Source organism: Affinibrenneria salicis (assembly GCF_008710095.1).
The window spans coordinates 136,821-158,498 of the sequence record NZ_VYKJ01000007.1; the positions used below are offsets into that span (position 1 = coordinate 136,821).

At 57.3% G+C, this 21,678-nt stretch carries 21 protein-coding genes, 1 tRNA gene and 2 pseudogenes; 16 read left to right on the forward strand and 8 right to left on the reverse strand.

The window, feature by feature from the left end:
- Positions 1–130: 130 nt before the first annotated feature.
- The 3 genes and pseudogenes from FJU30_RS14780 to FJU30_RS14790 all read right to left on the reverse strand — a co-directional run bounded on the left by FJU30_RS14780 (position 131) and on the right by FJU30_RS14790 (position 1,540).
- On the reverse strand, positions 131–832 hold the full coding sequence (locus FJU30_RS14780) for an ArsR/SmtB family transcription factor (protein WP_150435741.1): 702 nt from the start codon (positions 830–832) through the stop codon (positions 131–133).
- A gap of 1 nt (position 833) precedes the next feature.
- Positions 834–1,224, reverse strand: a pseudogene (locus FJU30_RS27195) (amino acid-binding protein).
- Entirely contained in the window at positions 1,217–1,540 is a 324-nt protein-coding gene (locus FJU30_RS14790) for an antibiotic biosynthesis monooxygenase family protein (RefSeq protein ID WP_150435742.1), read from the reverse strand. The pseudogene FJU30_RS27195 and the gene FJU30_RS14790 overlap by 8 nt, the downstream one beginning before the upstream one ends.
- A 556-nt stretch (positions 1,541–2,096) precedes the next feature.
- Between FJU30_RS14790 and FJU30_RS27640 the strand changes: the two genes are divergently transcribed.
- The 4 genes and pseudogenes from FJU30_RS27640 to FJU30_RS27205 all read left to right on the forward strand — a co-directional run.
- On the forward strand, positions 2,097–2,480 hold the full coding sequence (locus FJU30_RS27640) for an IS3 family transposase (RefSeq protein ID WP_150435743.1): 384 nt from the start codon (positions 2,097–2,099) through the stop codon (positions 2,478–2,480).
- Positions 2,481–2,669: 189 nt separating this feature from the next.
- Positions 2,670–2,906, forward strand: a complete 237-nt coding sequence (locus tag FJU30_RS14800) for an IS3 family transposase (protein WP_395858569.1) — start codon at positions 2,670–2,672, stop codon at positions 2,904–2,906.
- 239 nt (positions 2,907–3,145) lie between these two features.
- Positions 3,146–3,430 (forward strand): hypothetical protein, encoded by a 285-nt coding sequence (locus FJU30_RS14805; protein WP_150435745.1) that lies wholly within the window; start codon positions 3,146–3,148, stop codon positions 3,428–3,430.
- Positions 3,431–3,480: 50 nt separating this feature from the next.
- Positions 3,481–3,653 (forward strand): annotated as a pseudogene (locus FJU30_RS27205) (IS110 family transposase); the annotation flags it as partial.
- Between the two features lie 468 nt (positions 3,654–4,121).
- Here FJU30_RS27205 and FJU30_RS14815 read toward each other — a convergent pair.
- Entirely contained in the window at positions 4,122–4,547 is a 426-nt protein-coding gene (locus FJU30_RS14815) for a putative T6SS immunity periplasmic lipoprotein (protein ID WP_150435746.1), read from the reverse strand.
- A 643-nt stretch (positions 4,548–5,190) separates the two neighbouring features.
- A tRNA-Arg gene (locus tag FJU30_RS14820) sits at positions 5,191–5,267 on the reverse strand.
- A gap of 213 nt (positions 5,268–5,480) precedes the next feature.
- Here FJU30_RS14820 and FJU30_RS14825 point away from each other — a divergent pair.
- The 3 genes from FJU30_RS14825 to pdxK all read left to right on the forward strand — a co-directional run bounded on the left by FJU30_RS14825 (position 5,481) and on the right by pdxK (position 8,049).
- Positions 5,481–5,996: a DUF1543 domain-containing protein gene (locus FJU30_RS14825; protein ID WP_150435747.1), complete on the forward strand. Its 516-nt coding sequence runs from the start codon at positions 5,481–5,483 to the stop codon at positions 5,994–5,996.
- A gap of 478 nt (positions 5,997–6,474) precedes the next feature.
- Positions 6,475–7,206, forward strand: coding sequence for a glutamine amidotransferase (locus FJU30_RS14830; RefSeq protein WP_150435748.1), 732 nt, complete (start codon positions 6,475–6,477; stop codon positions 7,204–7,206).
- A gap of 15 nt (positions 7,207–7,221) precedes the next feature.
- A complete protein-coding gene (gene pdxK, locus FJU30_RS14835; protein ID WP_150435749.1) occupies positions 7,222–8,049 on the forward strand; it encodes a pyridoxine/pyridoxal/pyridoxamine kinase in 828 nt (275 codons plus the stop codon).
- A 155-nt stretch (positions 8,050–8,204) separates the two neighbouring features.
- Here the strand turns inward: pdxK and FJU30_RS14840 are convergent, their stop codons facing one another.
- Complete coding sequence (locus FJU30_RS14840) at positions 8,205–8,636, reverse strand: hypothetical protein (RefSeq protein WP_150435750.1); 432 nt, start codon at positions 8,634–8,636, stop codon at positions 8,205–8,207.
- A gap of 258 nt (positions 8,637–8,894) precedes the next feature.
- Here FJU30_RS14840 and alaC point away from each other — a divergent pair, with 258 nt between their 5' ends.
- The 8 genes from alaC to dbpA all read left to right on the forward strand — a co-directional run bounded on the left by alaC (position 8,895) and on the right by dbpA (position 18,056).
- Positions 8,895–10,139: an alanine transaminase gene (alaC, locus tag FJU30_RS14845; protein ID WP_150435751.1), complete on the forward strand. Its 1,245-nt coding sequence runs from the start codon at positions 8,895–8,897 to the stop codon at positions 10,137–10,139.
- Between the two features lie 68 nt (positions 10,140–10,207).
- The gene (locus tag FJU30_RS14850; RefSeq protein WP_150435752.1) at positions 10,208–11,122 is read left to right on the forward strand and encodes a LysR family transcriptional regulator; all 915 of its coding nucleotides are present in this window, start codon (positions 10,208–10,210) and stop codon (positions 11,120–11,122) included.
- A gap of 109 nt (positions 11,123–11,231) precedes the next feature.
- On the forward strand, positions 11,232–11,648 hold the full coding sequence (locus FJU30_RS14855; protein WP_150435753.1) for a DoxX family protein: 417 nt from the start codon (positions 11,232–11,234) through the stop codon (positions 11,646–11,648).
- Positions 11,649–11,682: 34 nt separating this feature from the next.
- A complete protein-coding gene (locus FJU30_RS14860; RefSeq protein ID WP_150435754.1) occupies positions 11,683–12,300 on the forward strand; it encodes an alpha/beta hydrolase in 618 nt (205 codons plus the stop codon).
- 493 nt (positions 12,301–12,793) lie between these two features.
- Positions 12,794–13,615, forward strand: coding sequence for a prepilin peptidase (locus tag FJU30_RS27515; RefSeq protein ID WP_150435755.1), 822 nt, complete (start codon positions 12,794–12,796; stop codon positions 13,613–13,615).
- 645 nt (positions 13,616–14,260) lie between these two features.
- A complete protein-coding gene (locus FJU30_RS14875; RefSeq protein ID WP_150435756.1) occupies positions 14,261–14,755 on the forward strand; it encodes a YbaK/prolyl-tRNA synthetase associated domain-containing protein in 495 nt (164 codons plus the stop codon).
- Between the two features lie 212 nt (positions 14,756–14,967).
- Positions 14,968–16,545: a PTS sugar transporter gene (locus FJU30_RS14880; RefSeq protein WP_150435757.1), complete on the forward strand. Its 1,578-nt coding sequence runs from the start codon at positions 14,968–14,970 to the stop codon at positions 16,543–16,545.
- 128 nt (positions 16,546–16,673) lie between these two features.
- Positions 16,674–18,056, forward strand: coding sequence for an ATP-dependent RNA helicase DbpA (gene dbpA / locus FJU30_RS14885; protein ID WP_150435758.1), 1,383 nt, complete (start codon positions 16,674–16,676; stop codon positions 18,054–18,056).
- Between the two features lie 101 nt (positions 18,057–18,157).
- Here dbpA and FJU30_RS14890 read toward each other — a convergent pair whose 3' ends face one another.
- Positions 18,158–18,589, reverse strand: a complete 432-nt coding sequence (locus tag FJU30_RS14890; protein ID WP_150435759.1) for a hypothetical protein — start codon at positions 18,587–18,589, stop codon at positions 18,158–18,160.
- 253 nt (positions 18,590–18,842) lie between these two features.
- A complete protein-coding gene (locus FJU30_RS14895; RefSeq protein ID WP_150435760.1) occupies positions 18,843–21,122 on the reverse strand; it encodes a heavy metal translocating P-type ATPase in 2,280 nt (759 codons plus the stop codon).
- A gap of 81 nt (positions 21,123–21,203) precedes the next feature.
- On the opposite strand from FJU30_RS14895, the gene cadR reads away from it, so the two are divergent.
- Positions 21,204–21,674, forward strand: a complete 471-nt coding sequence (cadR, locus tag FJU30_RS14900) for a Cd(II)/Pb(II)-responsive transcriptional regulator (protein ID WP_150435761.1) — start codon at positions 21,204–21,206, stop codon at positions 21,672–21,674.
- The last annotated feature ends 4 nt before the right edge of the window (positions 21,675–21,678 follow it).

Here is a 21,678-nt window from a genome sequence, read left to right on the forward strand (position 1 = left end):
CGCTTTTCGGCGGAATGACCTGATTTTTTCTCAACCACGCTGCCAGAAATAGCGGGTTCACTGACGTCCCGCATTCACGATCATTTCCAGCTACTTAAACCCGTGTCTTGAGGTTAATTGGGTATATAGATTATTTATACAGTCCGAACAATTTTTTAAACGCCAATTTTCCGCAGGGAGAAATATTAACTTCCCGATACCCCGGAACTCTGGTTAACCATCCATGCTGCTCACAATGCGTAAAAAAAACAGCCCCCGCGTCTCCGCCAAGATGAAATCGACGCTCACTCCAGTCAAGGCAGGCACAGCATTTTTTACGCCGTGTTTTGGGGTTAAGTGTAATACCTGACTGCTGAAAATGTTTTTGGCCTGATGGGGTGATCGAACTTCCATCAGACGTCACCCAACCTTCAGCAACCATGAAATCATAAATATGAACTGCAATTTCGCCAGCTAAATGGTCATAGCACGTTCGGGCAACCCGTAACGAGGAGGGGGTGCCAACTTTGGCTAATGACGGCGATCGCCATGATATCCCCATGATTTTTTCAATCAGCTCTGCAATATCCTGTCCCGCCAGACGATAATAGCGATGACGTCCTTGAGAAAGACACGTAATCAGGTTCCCACTGATAAGGCGGGACAGATGGGCGCTGGCCGTGGAAGCGGCTATATCAGCCACCGCGCTCAGTTCTGTGGCGGTCCATGCGCGTCCATCCATCAATGCGCAGAGGATTTTTACGCGAGAAGGATCGGATATAGCAGCCGCTACGGCTGCCATTGAATGCTCAAGTGCATCACTATTATCAATTAAATCAGCGTGTTTTAACATTCTACTCAGGCAATATCGTCCATTTATCCGTCACCTTGCCGACAACGATATCATTATCTGTCACAAGGATCAGTTGGTTTGAATGGTCGCTGTATTGGCGCAAAATATTAATACCATTCCCGGCCCGGGTTGCCGCCATCTTACCCCATTCACCGGGCTGCTCTTGCTTTAGCTTTTGGATCAACGGTCTGTATATATTCTCAACCTGAAAATCTTCATTTTTAAGATCCGTTTCGGCCTCGTCTCCGTTTTCGACAAGAAAATGCGCATGTGCTTTGTCGGCTACGGTAAAAACGCACTGCCTTCAAGACTAATAGCATTTCGCTCTAATATCGCTCCTGGCGCCGCCAGTTCTCCGGGGGGATCTTTAAAATGGCATGGATATCATACATCTGAGCTTCCTCTGGTTTCTGATGAGTAGTCTCTGGCCACATGGGCAATACGGATGCGGTAAAAAGAGAAGATAGACTTCCGTCCTTCCGCCTGAGCAGCCCGATGCAGGACGTTTTTTTTCCATAACAATACCGATTCTTCATCACGCCACCACGACAATGAAAGTATTTTTCCTGACGTGGTCAGGCTCTGGAAACGCTCTATAGAGATAAATCCATCAATATCCGCTAACAGCGGTTTCAATTCAGCCGCAAGCTGGAGATAACGCGCCTGCCGTGTGGGAATAACATCCGCCTCGAAAAGTACTGCAATCACATTCCTGCCCTCTATGTATTCGACAGGATGTGACTTTAACGTTTTCAGCGCTGAACACTTCGATAATGGACGAAATATGGATGTCGTCAGAAATGACCCTGCAGAATTCGATAATCGAGAATAGTTACTTGTTTTTATTTTAATTTTTTTGTTCAGCGATGGTGACTGAGCTGTCCCTGATGTAGCGCCCACCTTATTTTCAAATCAGTCAACGAAAGCGAGGCCACGGTGACGAGACAACAATATACTCCGGAGTTGAGGCGCAGGGCTGTAGCGTTACTGCTGCGAAAGCGGCAAGTCTGTTGCCCGTATGGCGCGGGAGCCTGATATCAAAGAGAACATGCGCTACAACTGGAAAAAACTCTACCAGGATAAGGCGGGGCTTCTTTTTCCAATTCTCCTCGCCTGTCCGAACAGGAGCCGGAGATTCGCCGCCTTAAAGCCAAACTTGCCGAACCGGAAGAGGATACGCTCATCCTGAAAAAATCGGCGGCGTTCCTGGCGCGGGAAAGCCGCTGAGATAGCCATGGTCACTCAGTGATCGGCTTTCCATAAAGTGAAGCGAATTTGCCTGTTGTTCAATGTCAGCAGGCGGGGTTACCCGTCATGGCGCAACCGGACACCAGCCAGCGAGTCGTCTGACGACATCCTGAGCCAGAGGCTGATTCAGTTGCATCACGACAGCCGGGGAGCTTACGGTATCCGGCGTCTGCAAAGTGATGTACAGAATGAACAGCGTTTTCATGGTAAAAGCCGCATCATCCGTCTGATGAAACAGTCCGGCCTGAAAGCCGCAAATCACACTCGCTATAGAGTGACGACCAACAGCCGGCACGATTATCCGATAGCGCCCAACCTGCTGAACCGGAAATTTAACCCGGCAGAAGCGGATGTTACGTGGGCTACGAATATAAGGGATATCCGCACGGAAGAAGGCTGACCGCATCTGGCGACAGTCACTGATCTGTATTCCCGACGAATAATCGGCCGGATCCTGAGTAACAGACTGAAAACTCAGGTTGTGATTAACGCACTGGAGATGGCGATACAACAGTGAAAGTCGACAAGGCCGCTGATAGCGCATTCGGATAAAGGGAGTCAATATGCGAGCCATCGATATCGGGATGTACTGAAAGATAACGATTTACGCTGCTCAATGAGCGGGAAAGGCTGCTGTTATGACAGTGCGGTAATGGAAAGCTTCTGCCACACGCTGAAAACGGAACTGATGCAAGGTAAAGCGGTTAGCCGCAGAGAGCAGGCAATCAACGCCCTGTTTGATTATATTGAGGTATTTTACCATCGCCGTCGCAAACATTCGACGCTGGGTTATCAAATGACGGTGGATTATGAAATGGCGGCATAATGAGGTGGGAATAATTTCATGGACAGAACAATCTTACATATTATGCTACCTTGAAGAAGCATTTGCTGAGACTATCGGTTTGCTTTGAGCGCGGGGAATGAATGCTAAATATATCATTCAGGGGTTAATATTTCCTTTAGGTAATATCTATGGGATAACTTTCCCCTCCTGCGACATGAACCTGCGGGGGCCAGTAACGGTTAGTGGTATCATGTATAGTGTCTGGTATGGAGTTCGGAATGATCACGCAAGAGAAGGCGTTACAGATAGCAAGGGATTATGCCGAACAATACGGGCGTGGGTGGGATGACCGTTATCATGCAGCCAGTCCTATAACCTTAAAGGGTGAACCTGTATGGATGGTTTCTACCTCTGACATTGAATATTCTGATGAGCTTCCGTGGATGATGGAACATATGCCAAATCCTTCATATTATTATATCAGCATGGTAGAAGGAAAATGTATTGCGATAGGGAGTCGGCCGGATGAATTTAAAAGAGTAAATGAAGATGGTTTTTCATGATGAAAAAACATGAAGTTATATTCAGAAAATTATCTGCATTTATATTAACTTCATCATCCTGGGCCAGACTGTATTATCAGGGGCAGCGAGAAAAAGGAAAATTTCATCAATCCGCGTCCGGGATCTGGCATTCAAATAGATAAGGAGTATTTACCGCTTCTGGAAGACCCGAATCCACTACGACGAAGCGAAATATATACTGGCACTAAATAGCTTTGTATAATAGCACTACGCCTGTCCTGCAGGTTGCGTGACAACGATATCACGATAAAATTACAATCAACTTTTTAATAATTATTTAAATGCTCTTATCATCAGTTACGCGCTGTAGCATGGTCAAAAGTGAAGCATCAATGCGCGAAGCTATTTAGAAGAGCGAAATTTGTCCTTACTGAAGCCATAAATAGCTTGTCGAATGCATCAGGGCGTGACGCGGACGTTTCTAACCTAATGCTGTATGAATCTATGGGGATCTGATCAGGGAATCAATAAACTAACGACATAGAACCAGTGTATTATGAATCGTATGCATAGAACTATTTGAAACTGTTATAAATAACTTCGCACATTGATGCTTCACGTCTCATCGAACGAGGCCAGTACTGGCGGGATGTCATGTCCTGCATGTGTAGCGCTATTATGCGAAGCTATTTAGATAAACTAACCCGCATTAGTGAGTTCGGATATTTTTTTATTTATGAACCGTTTGAATAATATTGAAGCTGTCGCCTTTTAGTACGACCTTGAAGGTTGAGATATATGCTTTTCGTGCGTTTTTTTTATCCTCACCATCTGTTCTTATATTCACTTCGATCTGAGTGAGATACTCCTGGCCCGTTTTAAACTTAAATTCACCAGGCAGAATGCAAAAAAGACCAGATTTTGGTTGCTTGTCCGAGGGGAAAATGACCTGTTCTAAGGGGTTTTCAATATTGTAAGTGATTGCTGATACCACAGTCTCATTGCTTTGTATGGGTAAGGAAAAACATACATCGCTATTTCTCACGTGAGCAGGAACTAATGTTTCTTTAGTATATCGCTGTTCCAGATTGTCACTCAGTGTGCAACCACTCAAAAGGACGATTAATGAGATTACGGATTTGTTTAAAATGGTCATTTGAATGGAAACCCTTCAAGAATTTTTTGATAATTTGCATTAAGCTGATCGTCTATAGGCCCCACACAGGAAACTTCACGATCTTCACCTCTATCTTGCCAACCAAAGCTTAAGCGCGAATTAACGCAGTAAAAAGTAATCAGCTATGATCTGTGTTTGTTGTTCTAATCTATAGTCAAGTAGTTTTTTATTATTCTCAAACGAATATTCGTAGTTAATAAATCCACTGACAAGACCTCTCATTCTGACCCATACCCCCCTTTGATACTGCCAGACATGTGACATTATCATGGATAAAAAGATGTTGATATTGAAATGAATTGGTCGAAAAGTCTTCACAATACCAGTCTCGGAAATTCCCCACCGGTGAGTTTGTAGGATCTATCTGTGGGTTTTGAACTTCTCACCTTTACATCGGTAAGCGCCATATACTGCCCTCCGTTGCTGGTTGCTGGTTGCTGGTTGCTGGTTGTTGGTATAAGAATTCATTGAACGGGCTTGTACCATCAGATGTACCAACAACGATTACTTGATGTACATTGATGTTGATAGAGTTCAGTAGAGTGAGAATAGCCGAATTAAGGTTAATTGGCTGAATTTCAGGCATAAAAAAGACGTTGATTGGCGTCTGTTTACTTCGAAATGGTACGCCCTACAGGATTCGAACCTGTGACCTACGGCTTAGAAGGCCGTTGCTCTATCCAACTGAGCTAAGGGCGCAGAGACAGGGATTTTCTGCGCTGTCGAGGTTGACAGTGGGGTCGAATTATACCCACCCGTACCACTGAGTCAACGACAAGGCGTTGGATTTACTCTATACGGCGAATCCCTGTACAACTCAACGGGATAAGCCGGGACGGGGAGGGCGTGAGGTTGTGTGACGACGTATATCGCGGGTATTCTGACGGCTGCTTATTTGCAAAAGAGGTAGTGATGGTCGGTTTATTTATGTTTTACCTCGGCGGCAACGCTGGCAAATCCAATATTGAAGTACATGACGTGCAGTTTGCCGCGGTAGAGCAGATCGAGGAGGCCTTTCCTCTGCTGCGCGCCGTGTGGTTTGGCGATAAAGATAAGATCCATCTGGATGGTTATATGCGAATTGACTGGGCGGACGGGTATGATATTCGCCTGTCTACGCAGCCCGGCAGCGGCGATAAGCGGCTGTATTTTGTCAATATGGGCGGATACCGATCCGATGCGCTGGCTGAGCAGCACGAATTCGGGCTGTTTGTCGCCGGCAGTGCGCAGGAAGCGAAGCAAAAAGCGAAAGAGAGTCTGTTGCGCGATATGGCGAAGCAGCACAAGGACAATCTGAAAGAGGTGGATGATTGTCTGGTACTGTATTCGGTGAACGGCTACTACCTGCATTTGCACGAGAATGCGCAGGGGACGCCGGCGCTGCCGCAGTGGCAGGGATATTTGCCCATCGGCGAGAATAGCGACTAACGTTTTGCCCGCGTGTTCGCGCCATCTTGCAGCTGCGCCGACATCTTTACCGCACTGCGGAACGCCAGACTGGTGAATTTGATGTTTAGCGGACGGATGTCCGTCACCTGGTGTAAATTTTGCGTTGTTCTCCAGCCGCAGCGCATCCGCTATCATGGTTTCCGCCTGATTTTCACCGTGCCGCGCCGCTATGATGGTTCATTCCTCCAGGCCGCGGAGGTTGCAATATAGCGATGAACTGCGCGACCGGTTTTGCCGGTCGGCGACCATGCCTTTTTCTTCGCGCGTCTGGCTATGCCGGTAATTCGGGTCTGTATCGACGGAAAATAAGCGCGCGATTGCGGTCCGGCGCATTGATTTCTATCCGTTGCGTCAGCGGGTTAGCGCCGCGGCTGTTTTTTCTGTTCCGCGCGCCTCGTTCGGACACAGACGCGCGATTCGCGGCGGGCTGACTGGCGCAAATTGTAAGGGGGAGAGTATGAAATCGGTTATTGCTATTCGGCATGTACACTTTGAGGATCTGGGGACGCTGGCGCCGCTGTTGCAACAACGCGGTTATGAAATCCGCTATGTGGATGCCTCCCTTGAGGATTTAAGCGCGCTGGATGTGGCGCGTCCTGATCTGATGGTGGTGCTCGGCGCGCCGCTGAGCGCAGTGTTGGATGACGAGACCTACCCCTTTCTGCCGGACGAACTGGCCGCGGTGCGTCGTCGTTTGGGCAACGGCAAGCCGCTGCTGGGGATTTGCCTGGGGGCGCAGATGATTGCCCGCGCGCTCGGGGCGGAGGTGGACTCTCTCGGCGTGAAAGAGATCGGTTTCTCCGCGCTGGAGCTGACGGAGGCGGGGAAAAATTCTTGTTTATCCGCGCTGAGCGATACGTCGGTGCTGCACTGGCATGGCGACCGGTTTGCCATTCCGGCCGGCGCGCGACGGCTTGCCGGAACCCCGGTCTGTCAAAATCAGGCGTTTAGCGTCGGCGATAGCGTGCTGGCGCTGCAGTTTCATCTGGAGGCCGATACCAGCCGGATAGAGCAGTGGCTGGTCGGTCATACCTGCGAATTGAGTCAGGCGGGGATTGATCCGCGCGAGATCCGCCGTCAGGCGCGGCAGAGCGGTGCTGCGCTGGTGACCGCCGCGCGTCAGGCGATAGGCGGCTGGCTGGATGGTTGTGAAGGTCGGGGGCAGCATGCTGCTTCCCGCGATAATTAGTTACTGGAGTATGTCATGACAGATGTTTTAACGCCGCTGCCTATTGATGTGGTGTCCATACAGTCGCAGGTGGTTTACGGTTGCGTCGGTAATAATGCGGCCATTCCCACGCTGCAAAAGCTGGGGCTCAGCGTCGCGGCGGTACCCACGGTGGTATTCAGCAATACCCCGCATTATCCCACCATTCACGGCGGCGCCATTCCGGCCGACTGGTTCGCCGGCTATTTGCGCGGTCTGCGTGAACGTCAGGCGCTGGCGCACACGCGAGCGGTCCTGGTCGGCTACATGGGCGGTCCGCAGCAGGCGGAGATTCTGTCCGGCTGGCTGCGGGAGATTGCCGCGGATCTGCCGTCGATCCAGATTTTCATTGATCCGGTTATCGGCGACTACGACAGCGGCATCTACGTTAAGCCAGGCATGGTGCAGGCCTATCAGCAACAGCTGTTGCCGCTGGCCCACGGTATGACGCCCAACTGTTTTGAGCTGCAGAGCCTGACCGGCTGCGCGCTGTCCGGGCTGGATAGCGTGATTGCGGCGGCGAAAACGCTGCTGCAGGGCAAAACGCAGTGGGTGGTGGTCACCAGCGCCGCGCCGGACGCCGCCAGCGCCGCGGAAATGCGGGTCGTGCTGGTCAGCCGCGCCGGGGTGGAGGTTTTGTCCCATCCGCGTATCGACGCGACGCCGAAAGGCACCGGCGATATGTTCAGCGCGACGCTGACCGGTTATCTGCTGGCCGGCCATAGCCTGGCGGAAGCGGCGCAGAGCGCCTGCGATAACGTGATGGCGGCGCTTGAGCGTACTCAGCGTCTGGGCAGTAATGAACTGGTGCTGACGGAGCGATAACTCTCCGCCGTATCCGACGTATGCCGCGGGCGTGAAAAATCGGCGTCGCCCGCCGTCGCGCTGAGTTGCGCTGGTTTCCACGCCTTCCGTCGAGAGCGATACGCAGGTCCGTTTCGTCTGCCGTATCGCTCTCGACGGAATCCTGTTCCGCGCTGTTATTCCTGTTTCGTCGAAGGTTTATACTCTTTATGCCAGAGAAACGTGCCTCTGATGGCGCTGATATAACTGACTAAAAAATAAACCATAACCGCGGCGTTGAACAGGGATGTGGGCATGCAGCCCATGATGTACCTATTAATCAGATAATAGACTAGCGCGAGGATCGCCGCGATGCGGCTTTTGCGGTAAATAAAGGCGGCCAGCGCAAGCAAAATGGCGACGTCGACCAGTGCAAAAAGAGTAAACATGCCGCCAAAAAACGCGCTGGCCGACTCGGTCAGTACGCTGGCGAAGATGAAAAACAGCGTCAGAGCGCCGGACAGAATGCAGGCGATCCAGCCGAATCTTATGGCCCGCAGGCAGGATGTTATATCGAAAATTCGGGGGGGCAGGGTGTGCAGGAGCGTATTGTCTTTACGCAGAGCCATATTCACCTCCTTGTGGCGTTGGAAAAACACAAAGCATAACAGATACCCCTGCGTCGGCGCAGGTTTTTCCCCTCGCTTATCGGCCGGACCGCGCTTACGTCAGCCCTGCGTCGCGGCAGTTAAGTCCGGTCGGGCTGTGAAATTTTTTATTTCTCACTCGACAGCGTCCTGGCGCTGGGATAACGTGAAAGAAGACCCGCACTGCGGGTCGTTACGTCGCTCGGACGGTCCGGGCGCTCACGTTATTCCGAGGATACTATGACTGATTCCCATACTCCGCGTCACTTCACGCGCATCGATCGTCTTCCCCCTTATGTTTTTAACATTACCTCTGAACTCAAAATGGCCGCCCGTCGCCGTGGCGAAGACATTATTGACTTTAGTATGGGTAATCCTGACGGCCCCACGCCGCCGCATATCGTAGAAAAATTGTGTACTGTGGCGCAGCGTGAAGATACGCACGGCTACTCCACGTCGCGCGGCATTCCGCGCCTGCGTCGGGCGATTTCCCGCTGGTATGCCGACCGCTACAAGGTCGAGATCGATCCGGAAAAAGAAGCTATTGTGACCATCGGCTCGAAAGAGGGGCTGGCGCATTTGATGCTGGCCACGCTGGATCACGGCGACACCGTGCTGGTGCCTAACCCCAGCTATCCGATCCATATCTATGGCGCGGTAATCGCCGGCGCACAGGTGCGTTCGGTGCCGCTGGTCGAAGGCGTGGATTTCTTTAATGAACTGGAACGGGCCATCCGCGAAAGCATTCCCAAGCCGAAGATGATGATCCTCGGCTTCCCGTCGAACCCGACCGCGCAGTGCGTCGAGCTGGATTTCTTTGAACGGGTGGTGGAGCTGGCGAAGCAGTATGGCGTGCTGGTGGTGCACGATCTGGCCTATGCCGACATTGTTTATGACGGCTGGCAGGCGCCCTCGATTATGCAGGTGCCGGGCGCCAAGGATATCGCGGTGGAGTTTTTCACCCTGTCCAAGAGCTATAACATGGCCGGCTGGCGCATTGGCTTTATGGTGGGCAATCCCGAACTGGTCAACGCGCTGGCGCGAATTAAGAGCTACCACGATTACGGCACCTTTACTCCGCTGCAGGTGGCCGCCATTGCCGCGCTGGAAGGCGATCAGCAGTGCGTGCGCGATATCGCCGAACAGTATCGCCAGCGGCGCAACGTGCTGGTGCGCGGGCTGCACGAGGCTGGCTGGATGGTGGAAATGCCGAAGGCCTCCATGTATGTGTGGGCCAAAATTCCTGAAGCTTACGCGCACATGGGCTCGCTCGAATTCGCCAAACGCCTGCTGGCGGAAGCCAAAGTGTGCGTTTCTCCGGGCATCGGTTTCGGCGACTATGGCGATACGCACGTGCGCTTCGCGCTGATCGAAAATCAGGATCGCATCCGTCAGGCGGTACGCGGTATAAAAGCCATGTTCCGTGCCGATGGGATACTGGCGCCGGCCAAAGCGGCGCACGGCAAACTCTCCACGGCAGGTTAATCCCGTCTCCTCGCCCCGGCCGCCGCGCCGGGGTTTTTTTGTCATCAATTCAATAGCGGGCTGGCGTGATGGAACGACTGGAATGCGATCGTATGCTGGTGGCGGTGCTGGAAAGCGGCAGCTTCGCCGCCGCCGCTTTGCGGTTAGGCACCAGCAGCGGTCAGGCGTCGAAGCTGGTTTCCCGGCTCGAATCTCTGCTCGGCGTTCAACTGATTAAACGCACCACCCGGGCGCTGTCGCCTACGGAAGTCGGTCAGGCTTATTACGAGCGGGTGAAAATTCTGCTCGATGAGTTTGATATGCTCGATGCTTCAGTGCGCAATGTGGCGGGCACGCCGGCGGGTCGTCTGCGGGTGACGTCGCCTATTTCATTCGGCTCGGTCCAGTTGACGCCGGTATTGATCGATTTTGCCCGCAGTTATCCCGCCATTCAGCTGGACGTCAGTTTTTCCGATCGGGTGGTCAGCCTGGTGGATGAAGGTTTCGACGTGGCGATTCGTATCGGCAAGCTGAGCGATAGCCGTCTGATCGCCCGCAAGCTGTGCGATGTGCGCATTGTGCTGGCCGCGGCGCCCGATTATCTGGCGCGGCGCGGCGAACCGGCCACGCCGCACCAACTGGCGGAGCACGACTGTATTATCGATACCAACTTTCACGATCCGGTCAACTGGCAGTTTCGCCAGAGGCAGGGCGGTACGCCATTCCAGGTGGCGGTCGCCGGCCGGGTGAATTTTTCCAACGCCGAAGCCTGCATGATGGCCGCCGCGGCCGGCCTGGGCATCGCCCGGGTGCCCAGCTTTATTGCCGGACGTTATTTCCGCGCCGGCGGCGTACGGCCGGTGTTGCCCGGTTGGGAAGGGGAAGCAATGGGGCTCTATGCGCTCTATCCGCCGGCCCGTCATCTGGCGCACAAGGTTCGGGCGCTGGTGGATTTTCTGGTGCAGCGCTATAACGGCCAGCCCGACTGGGATCAGGGTTGGTGATTGCTTCCAAAATGGAAATAAACATCCTCTGTATTACGGGATAATCTTCAGGAAAGAAGAAGTGTAGTATTCATTTCATGATCACCATCACTCTTTAAGGAACATGACTATGATTGATACACGCACTGCTCCCTATGCTGCATTACTGCTGCGCCTGTCGCTGGGCATTCTGTTTTTGGCTCACGCCGGTTTGAAGATTTTTGTCTTTACTCCGGCCGGCACCGCCGGGTTTTTCTCCTCTATCGGTCTACCCGGCTGGCTGGCCTATGTCACCATCGTCTGGGAAGTGGTCGGAGCGCTGGCGCTGATCCTTGGCGTCTGGTCGCGTCTGGCGGCGCTTGCGTTGATCCCCCTGCTGCTGGGCACTATCTTCACCGTGCACGGCGCGGCGGGTTTCTTCTTCAACAACCCTAACGGCGGCTGGGAGTTTCCGGCGTTCTGGATCGTCGGGCTGGTGGTACTGGCGTTAGTCGGCGACGGCGCCTGTGCGTTAAAACCTGCGTCATTCGGTCAGCGCGCTCGCTGAGCGCATCGGGCCGACAACACGGAGCGAGGTTGCTATGAACAGAAATCTGGTTATTTTACTGCACGGCGTGGGCAGCAATGGGGACGATCTGGCTGGGCTGGGCCGTCTGTGGCGGCACAGTCTGCCGGATACGGACTTTGTTTCACCCAATGCGCCGCTGCCGTTTGAACATGGCGCCGGTTACCAGTGGTTTAGCATCGCCGGCGTCACCGAGGGTAATCGCGCCGCGCGCGTGGTCGCCGCCCGCGGCGATTTCGACCGAACGATCGGCGAAATCATCGCCGAGCATGGCTTGAGCGAACAGCTGGAACGGGTGGCGCTGGTCGGCTTTTCCCAGGGGTCCATCATGTCGCTGGATGCGCTGGTTTCCGGCCGCTGGCCGGTCGGCGCCGTCGTGGCCTTTTCCGGGCGTCTGGCGTCGCCCGCCCCCTATACGCCATCGTTAACCACGCAGGTGCTGTTGGTCCACGGCGAAGAGGATGCGGTGATCCCGGTAGTCGAAACCCGCCAGGCCGCCGCGGTACTGAGCGAGGCGGGCGTCGCGCTGGAAAGCCACGTTTTGCCGAATCTGGGCCATACCATTTCGCAGCGGGGCGCCGATCTGGCGGCGGGCTTCCTGGCCAGGACTCTGGCGCCTTCAGCCCGAACCTGATCGGTTTCCTGCGTTATCCCTGCGGGCTATTTCGCGCCCGTAGGGTGTGTCCCGTAACTGTTTTTTGTACGGTACAGCATTGTTATAACTGTGCAAAAACGCCTTTAAGCGATAAAAACAGTCCTAAAAATGCTCAATACTCAAGCCAAAATCACATTCCGGAAATGATTACTGCATCACTTTTTGGTATGCAGAGAGGTTAAGGGACACACCCTAATCCGCCGCTGATTTATTCAGGCGAGGCGGGCGAAACATCAGGCGGCGACTTTGCCGGCACGCTTTGTTTTCCCCGACGACTGGCGCATTGCGCGCCGGCCGCCGCTTTTGGCGTTTTGCCTGCCGTATTCAGCATTTAATCCGCAACGCGCCGCCGCGGCAGGGCGCGCTGCGGCGCGTTGCGCGGATTAGGCGTCCGCTCGCCGGCAGGCGTCGATCCGACCGGCCGGTTGTGCCATACCTGGCGTTATTGCGATGTGAACGACAGGGATCGGACATGATGTCATTTATCTTGTTCAGCGCGCAGTTTCCGGCGCTGTGGTTAACGGCGGTTGCCGCGTTCGGGTTGATCGCGGGTCTTGGGTTGAGTGAAGTGGCTTGCCGTTTGTCGACGCGGCTGGAACGGCAGCGGCGGCAAGAAGCCTGTCGTCCGCCGTTAGCCGGCGGCGAAGCCTGCGTCAGACAAGCGGACATCGTATTCTGCGCCCAGCGCGGCGCGGCGGCGCAAACGCGCGCACAAGCGGAGACTGGCCGGCGCCATCCGCCATCGCAAAGCGAAGCGGTCACGTTCCTCCACCCGGTAACCTCTTGCCATTTGCTGTTGGCCGCGCTGGGCATGGCGCTATTCCTGGCCGCGGCATGGCATCGACCGCCCGGCGTAGCGCTGCTCGGGAGTTGGATCTTACTGTCTTTTCTTTTGCTGCTGGCGGTGGTGGACGCCAGAACGATGCTGCTGCCTGATATCCTCACCGTGCCGCTGCTGTGGATCGGGCTCAGTTTTAATCTGGTCGGGGCGTTTGTGCCGTTGGGCCAGGCGGTGAGCGGAGCGATGGCTGGCTACCTGGCGTTTTGGGGGCTGTTGCGCGGGGCCCGGCTGTTGACCGGCAGGGACGGTCTGGGCTATGGCGATGCCAAACTGCTGGCGGCGCTGGGCGCCTGGTTGGGCTGGCAGGCGCTGCCGCTGCTGGTGTTGATTGCCGCATCGGCCGGCATCGGCGCTGCGTTGCTGGGGCGCGGTCGACGGGTTTTCGGCGGGCAGGCGCGGCCTTTCGGGCCCTGGCTGGCGCTGGGCGGCGCGCTCAGTTTGTTGGCGCGCTAACGGGCCGGTTGCGGCCGGACCCAGGGGCAGGGGCGACCCGGCGGCGGCCGGGCGGGATACATGGACCTATGAGCAGCCTGCCGCCATCGGCGCCGTCGCTGTAATAAAAATGGGCTGAAAGCGGTTGCTTTCAGCCCATTGCCGGCGCGGTACTGTCGGTTCGTTGGTCGATTCTGGCGCGTGCGTCAGATCGTTCGCCTTCGCCGGCGCGCCGGGCTGCAACAAACGCGCTGCCGGCTTATTCCACCATCAGCATGAAAGTTCCAACCCACAGAAACAAGCCGAATGACATAGCCATTAAAAAATATTTCACCGTTATACTCTCCAGGAGCAAACACGCCAGCAACGATCCCGTTTGTGCGTTCGTTATGGAATGAGGTGACATCCGTGCGAGGTTCGCCACCCCGTGGTCATGAGCGGCGCGCGGCAGTCGGCTCATGGTGGGATCGGCGCTCAATCTACGCTGGATAACGGGTAAATATCAAGACATCTTCATCAGGATATCGTCAGGAATAGCATTAAAAAGCGTAAGTCGCGATACGCCGTTGGCCCGCCGCGGCGCGCGTGCGGTTGCCTGTACGAACCCGTCGGCGTATTTTATTTATATCTCGTTGTTATGTAATATATTCTTTGGGAGCTATCCAGATGGCGCAGCAGAATGTGTTCGAAAAATTGCATCAGCTGTTAACGTCGGGTCAGGCGCGTTTTCGGGTCGTCGATCACGACAGCGCCGGGCGTTCGGCCGAGGTGGCGCGACTGCGCGGCACGCAGCCGGGGCAGGGGGCTAAAGCGCTGGTGTGTCACGTGAAGGGCAACGGCGTGCGTCGGCATGTGCTGGCGGTACTGCCGGGCGATTGCCAGGCCGATTTAAGCCGTCTGGCGCAGGGCCTGGGCGGCACGCGGGCTTCGCTTGCCAGCCCGCGCGAGGTGACGGATCTGACGCAGTGCGTGTTCGGCGCCATCCCGCCGTTTAGTTTTCATCCCGATTTGCTGCTGGTCGCCGATCCTTTTCTGTTCAGTCGCTTCGATGAACTGGCGTTTAACGCCGGCTCCCTTGAGCGTTCGATCGTGCTAAACACTGAGGATTACCGGCGTATCGCCCGGCCGCAATCGATTGATTTTCTGCGCCGTAACGATTAATCCCGGTGGCCGGATATCGGCGCCGCGCCGCAAACCGTTCGGTCCGATAATGGCGCTGGCTTAACGCTGAGATCGGGCGCTCTGGTTAGTGATAAACTTAATAGTAAACTTTGTAATGATTAGAATAATCAATAACGAGGGGGCGAACGTTGACCGGTCGGCGCGCCTCTGGGATTATTTTTGTTAACAATAAAAAATTTCAGGGGATTACAGTGAAAAACATCGCCATTCTGGGCAGCAGCGGCGGCAATTTATTTAATCTGGGCGGTGCGGAGCCGGAAAAGCTGCTGCATGAAATTAGCGTGCAGTGCCAGTCGGCCGGCTTTCATATCGCCGCGGTACAGTTTATTGCGGCCGCGGAGTCGATGGATTCAGCCAGCGGGCAGACGCCGGCGACGCTGTATACGTTGGGCGAAGCGGGGATCGCGGCGCAATATCAAGCCACGCTGGCGGAGGTCAATGACGCCGCGGCGCACCATGACCAACGCATTGCGCAGCAGATTCAACGGGGCGAGATCGACGCGCTGATGGTTATGAGCGCCGCGCCGCAGGGCTGCAACCAACTGGCGATTCAGGCGGCCGCGGCCGCGCGTCTGCCGCTGGTCGGTACCGGCGGCACCGCGATGGCGACTATCTCATCGCTCGGCGCCAACGTTGTCGCGGTGTCCGGCACCATGGGGTCAAGCAACCGCACCCGCGCCGTCTCTTTCGTGGCTTCGCTGGCTAAATTCTGGCGCGTTAAATACACGCCGCTGCTCGGCAGCAGCCCGGCCGGCGCGCCGGCGGCGCAGTCCGGCAAGACGATCTGGCAGCGTATTAATATCCGCGGCATTTTATTGCCGGCGCTGCCGGGCTTTATCGCCATGGCTATCGTGCTGGCGCTCAGCCATATTCCCGGTCTGCAGCCGCTCAATACGGTGTTCGAGCTGTTGCTGAAAGGGCTGCCGGTGATTGTGGCGGTGATCGCCGCGCGCCAGATTGCGGAGCTGGATGAGGTATCCATCGTCGCCGGCGTGCTGGCCGGCGTGCTGGCGGTCGAAGGAGGCCTGATCGGCGGTATTATCAGCGGTATCACCGCCGGGATACTGGTACGCTACCTTTTTAGCCTGTGCCTGAGCTGGCGCTTTCCCATCACCACGGTGAATATTGTGGCCGGCGGGATCTCCGGCCTGCTGGCCGGTCTGCTGATGTACTATCTGCTCAACCCGTTTACCCTGCTGCTGGGCAACTACGTGAAGCTGGGCATTGAGACGGTGCTGGCGTTTAACCCGGTGCTGGCCGGACTGCTGGCCGGCCTGGTGATCTGGCCCGCCATACTGGGCGGCGTGTATCACGCGGTGATTTTGCCGCTGGTGCTGCTGGAAATGGAGAAAAGCGGGGTGAGTTTTCTCGGCGCGATCGACATGATCGGCCTGGTGATGGTGGCTGCCGGCATTAACCTGGCCAATGTGATCGCGCCGCGTGAAAAAAGCGAGGCGGCGGTCGCCGCGCCGGGTTTGCTAATTAATCTCGGGTTCGGCACCTTTGTCGAGTCCGCCTATCCATTTATGTTCGCCAACCGCATTGTGTTCGGCGGCGCGATTCTGTCGGCCGGTTTCGGCGGTATGCTGGTCGGTTTTTTCAATATTAAAGGGGTGGCCTATGTGCCGGCCTTCGCGTCGCCCTTTGTCTCGAATAACGCGCTGGCGATGCTGTGCGTCATGGCGGTGACCGTTTTGCTGACCTGCGGCATCACGCTGTTCGCCAACCGTTTTAGCGCGCGCGGTAAAAGCGCGGTTCAGGCCGGATAACCTGTGCGCAACCGGCCGCCGCCGCGTCGCTATTGCGCGGGCTTATGGCGGCCGGTTCTGCTATCATGACGGCCGTTTTGCGTCGATCGCCCGATGGACGCCGCCCCCTATAGATATGAGTAACCGCCGTGAGCACACATTCTTTTTCTTCTCTCTCTTTACCCGCCGGGCAGTTAACCAACCTGAGCGAACTGGGCTATAGCCATATGACGCCGGTTCAGGCCGCCGCGCTGCCGGCGATCCTGGCCGGTCGGGACGTTCGCGCCCGCGCCCAGACCGGCAGCGGTAAAACCGCGGCGTTCGGTATCGGGCTGCTGGATAAAATCGAGCCCACGGCGTTCTTCACCCAGGCGCTGGTGTTGTGTCCGACGCGCGAGCTGGCCGATCAGGTGAGCAAGGAACTGCGCCGGCTGGCGCGTTTCGCCCGCAACGTGAAGATTCTGACGCTGTGCGGCGGCCAGCCGATCGGTCCGCAGCTTGACTCACTGGCGCACGCGCCGCATATCGTGGTCGGCACGCCGGGGCGTATTCAGGATCACCTGCGTAAAAACTCGCTGCGGCTGGACAGTCTGAAGGTGCTGGTGCTGGATGAGGCCGATCGTATGCTGGATATGGGCTTTGCCGATGATATCGACCAGGTGATTGACTGTACGCCGGCCTCGCGCCAGACGCTGCTGTTTTCCGCCACCTATCCGGACGGCATTGAGCATATCAGCGCGCGCGTCCAGCGCGACCCGCTGCGCGTCGAGATTTCCGAAACGGCCGACCTGCCGGAAATTGAGCAACTGTTTCTGGAAACCGATCGCGAACAGCGTCTGCCGCTGCTGCTGACCGCGCTGAATCACTATCAGCCTGCGTCCTGCGTGATTTTTTGCAATACCCGGCGCGATTGCCAAAATATTTGTCAGACCCTGACCGCGCAGGGGCTCAGCGCGCTGGCGCTGCATGGCGATCTGGAACAGCGCGAACGCGATAGCGTGCTGGTGCGTTTTGCCAACGGCAGCTGTCGGGTGCTCGTCGCGACCGATGTGGCGGCGCGCGGTCTGGATATTAAGGATCTGGCGCTGGTGGTGAACTTTGAACTGGCGTTTGATCCGGAGGTGCATGTGCACCGTATCGGCCGCACCGGGCGGGCCGGCACCCAGGGGCGGGCGTTGAGCCTGTGCACGCCGCAGGAAATGGGCCGGGTTCATGCGCTGGAAGATTATCTGTCGCTGCAGGTGAACTGGCTGCCGCTTTCCGCGCTGAACCGCCAGGCGCCGCCGTTGCCGGAGCCGGAGATGGTGACGCTGTCGATCGATGGCGGACGAAAAGCGAAGATTCGGCCGGGCGATATTCTGGGCGCGCTGACCGGCGAGGGCGGGCTGAGCGCCGCCGAAGTGGGCAAGATCGATCTGTTCGCGCAGCATGCCTGCGTGGCGATTCGCCGCGCCAGCGCCCGTCGGGCTCTGCAGCATTTACAGCAGGGGAAGATCAAGGGAAAAAGCTGTAAAGCGCGCGTGCTGAAATAACGGCGCGCCGCTATTTCAGCCGGCGTCATGCCGTCGGCGCGGCTGGAGATTCGCACCGCCGGCGGTTGAGCGCGACAGCATGACGCCGGCGGGCGATAAATTCAGCGCGCGGCGTCAGGGCGCAGCGTGAAGCCCTGTCCCACCTGGCCGCTGATGCGCAGCAGGCGGGTTTCTCCGGCCTGCAGCGTCTGGGTCAGGCGCGCGTCGGCATCGCGCCACACGCAGGTGTTGTCCTGAAAGCCGTCCTGGCCGAGGCTTAGGCTATGCGAGCCGGCCGGCAGCCGAAACGTCGCTTTTTCCGCGCTGCTCAGCGAACCGGCAAACTGATCGTCGATATAGACGCCGATGCGGCACGGGCCGGCCATCCAGCCTTTATCCCGCAGCACCACCAGCGTGGCATAGGGCGTGGACGGCGTGTTTTGATAACGCATCAGCCGGCTCGGCGGCGTATCCTGAAATCCGCTCGGATCGGGACGCGATGTGCTGCAGCCGGCCAGCGCCAGAGTGAAAAGCATAACCAACAGATAACGCATACTCCCTGACCTCATATAAAAGTAAAAAAACAGCGCCGCTACCGTCGGCCATCAGCCCGTACCGGCGTTACGCCCATCAAGCAGCTGAACATCTGCTTTGCCCGGCGTTTGCCTCTGTATCATTTTCGCATGGATAAAAACCGTTTTACCCGACAATCCGCGACGGCCGGCGCACAGGCTGCCGGCGGCGGGCGCAACCCTCAGTCCACTGGTATAGTAGCAGAGAACGCGCGACTGAGAAGCGCCCGCCGCGCTATGGCTGATCCGGCCGCGGGCGGCGCAGCAGGCGCAAACCGTTGGCGATAACCAGCAGGCTGGCGCCGGTATCGGCGAATACCGCCATCCACATGGTGCCGGCGCCCGCCAGCGTCAGCAGCAGAAAGGCCGCCTTGATGCCGAGAGCCATGACGATATTTTGCAGCAGTACGCGGTGCGTACGCTGCGACAGACGGATAAACGCCGGAATTTTGCCCAAATCGTCATCCATTAACGCGACGTCGGCGGTTTCTATCGCAGAATCCGTGCCCATCGCGCCCATGGCGAAGCCGATATCGGCGCGCGCCAGCGCCGGCGCATCGTTGATGCCGTCGCCGGCCATCCCGGTCACGCCGTGCGCGCTCAGACGCTCGATCTGTTTCAGTTTATCTTCCGGCAGCAGGCTGTCCCACACCTCGTCGATGCCGAGTTGGCCGGCGATAGCACGGGCGGCGTGGGGGTTATCGCCGGTTAACATTACGGTGGCGACGCCCAGCCGCTGCAGGTCGGCGATGGCCGCCAGACTGGCCGGTTTCACTGTATCGGCGACGGCGAACAGCGCCAGCGCGCGCGACGCGCTGGCCAGCAGCACCGCCGTTTTACCCTGCTGTTCAAGCGTCGTGAGGCGCGCGGCCAATTCATCGGTCATGAGCGTCGCCTCTTGCGCCATGCGTCGGTTGCCGAGCCAGTAACGCTCGCCGTCAATCGTGGCGCTGACGCCGCGGCCGACGTGCGCCTGCAGCGCGGCGACGGGCAGGGCGGGCCGGCTCTGGTTGTCGGGCGCCTGGGCGATGGCTTGTGATACCGGATGGTCGGAGGCGCCGGCCAGACTGCGCGCCAGCTGGCACGCTCGTCCGGCATCAATACCCGGCAGGATGATGGCGTCGGTCTGGCGCGGCTTGCCGCTGGTCAGCGTGCCGGTTTTGTCCAGCGCCAGACTGGTCAGTTTGCGTCCTTTTTCCAGATAAGCGCCGCCTTTAATCAGAATGCCGCGGCGGGCGGCGCTCGTCAGCCCGCTGACGATGGTCACCGGCGTGGAGATCACCAGCGCGCACGGACAGGCGATCACCAGCAATACCAGCGCCTTATAGATCCACGTCCGCCAGTCGCCGTCCAGCAGCAGCGGCGGCAGGGCGGCGACCGCCAGCGCGATAACCAGCACGGCGGGCGTGTAGATGCGGGCGAAGCGGTCGATAAAACGCTGCATCGGCGCGCGCGCGACCTGCGCCTGCTCCACCGCCTGAATGATTCTGGCCAGCGTAGAGCGGGTCGCCGCCGCGCTGACCCGGTACTCCAGCGTGCCGGACAGATTGATCGTGCCGGCAAAAATCGCGTCGCCGGCGGCCTTATCTACCGGCAGGCTTTCGCCGGTGATCGGCGACTGGTTGATGCTCGAGTAACCAGACAGGATTTCGCCGTCCAGCGCGATGCGTTCGCCAGGCCGCACCCGGGCCACGCTGCCGGGCGCAACCTCGCGCGCATCAACCTCCAGCCAGCGTCCGTCAGGCTGTTTGACGCTGGCCGTGTCGGGCGTTAGCGCCATCAGTCCTGAAATGGCCTGACGCGCCCGATCGAGCGATTTGGCTTCTATGGCTTCGGCCAGCGTGAACAATACCATCACCATCGCCGCTTCAGGCCACTGTCCCAGAACGATTGCGCCAGTCACCGCTATGCTCATCAGCGCATTGATATTCAGGTTTCCCTGGCGCACGGCGATCCAGCCTTTTTTATAGGTGCTTAGCCCGCAGACGGCGATGGCGATGAGCGCCAGCACGGCCGGAACCGCCGCCGGCAGGCCGGCGAAGTGGGTGACTTCCGCGCCGATGGCGGCGAGGGCGGCGGAGCCAAAGGTCAGCCATGTGCGCCAGACGCGCGTTGCGCCGGCTGTACGATCGCCGTCGGCGGTTTCCGGCTCAAAGCCTGACGTGCGGATCGCCGCCAGAATGGCCGGCAGCGCGTCGCCGTCATGGGTTACCGTCAGCACCCGCTGCAGCAGGTTAAATTCCATCCGGCGTACGCCCGGCAGCGCGCCGAGGGCGGTGCGCAACACCGCCTCTTCGACCGGGCAGTCCATCTGCTGAATACGGATGGCGCTGCGCACGCCCTCTGGCGTGTTCTCCGGAGGCGGCAGCGGTAACGGCGCGGTTTTTACCTCTGGCGCGCAGCAGTCGGCTCTGCCATGATTATTGGGCGCGTGGCCCACGGGCGCCGGGTTGTCGGGGGCAAGCGGCTGAATCGGGGGCTTGCTGAACGAGAATTTTTTCGATGATGTCGTCATGGCGTTCTTCCGCAGTTGCTCTTCTCTGCGTTATTAAACACCTTGTAGTAACTACAGGGTCAAACAGAAAACGGAGGCAACATGAAAATCGGTGAGCTGGCCGGTCAGGCCGGGTGTCTGCCGGAAACGATCCGCTATTACGAGAGAGAGGGGTTGCTGCCGGCGGCGCATCGTGATCCTGATAACAACTACCGCCGCTACGACCGTTCCCACCTGGAACGGCTGACGTTTATCCGTCGCTGTCGGGCGCTGGATATGGCGCATGAGGAAATTCGCGCGCTGCTGACCGCCCGCAGCGATCCCAACGCCAGCTGCGAGTCGATTAATGCGGTGATCGACCAGCATCTGATCCACGTGCAGAATAAAATCGCCGAACTGCAGGCGTTAGAGCAGCAGCTCAGCGAACTATCGCACAGCTGCAGCGCGCTGCGCACCACGCGCGACTGCGGCATTTTGCATGAGCTGGAGCAGCCGGGCGATCCGACCGTTTTCGACAAGGCGGAAGGCGGCAGTCATGCCGGCGCGCTGCACCGGTCGATCAAGCCGGTCTGAGCGG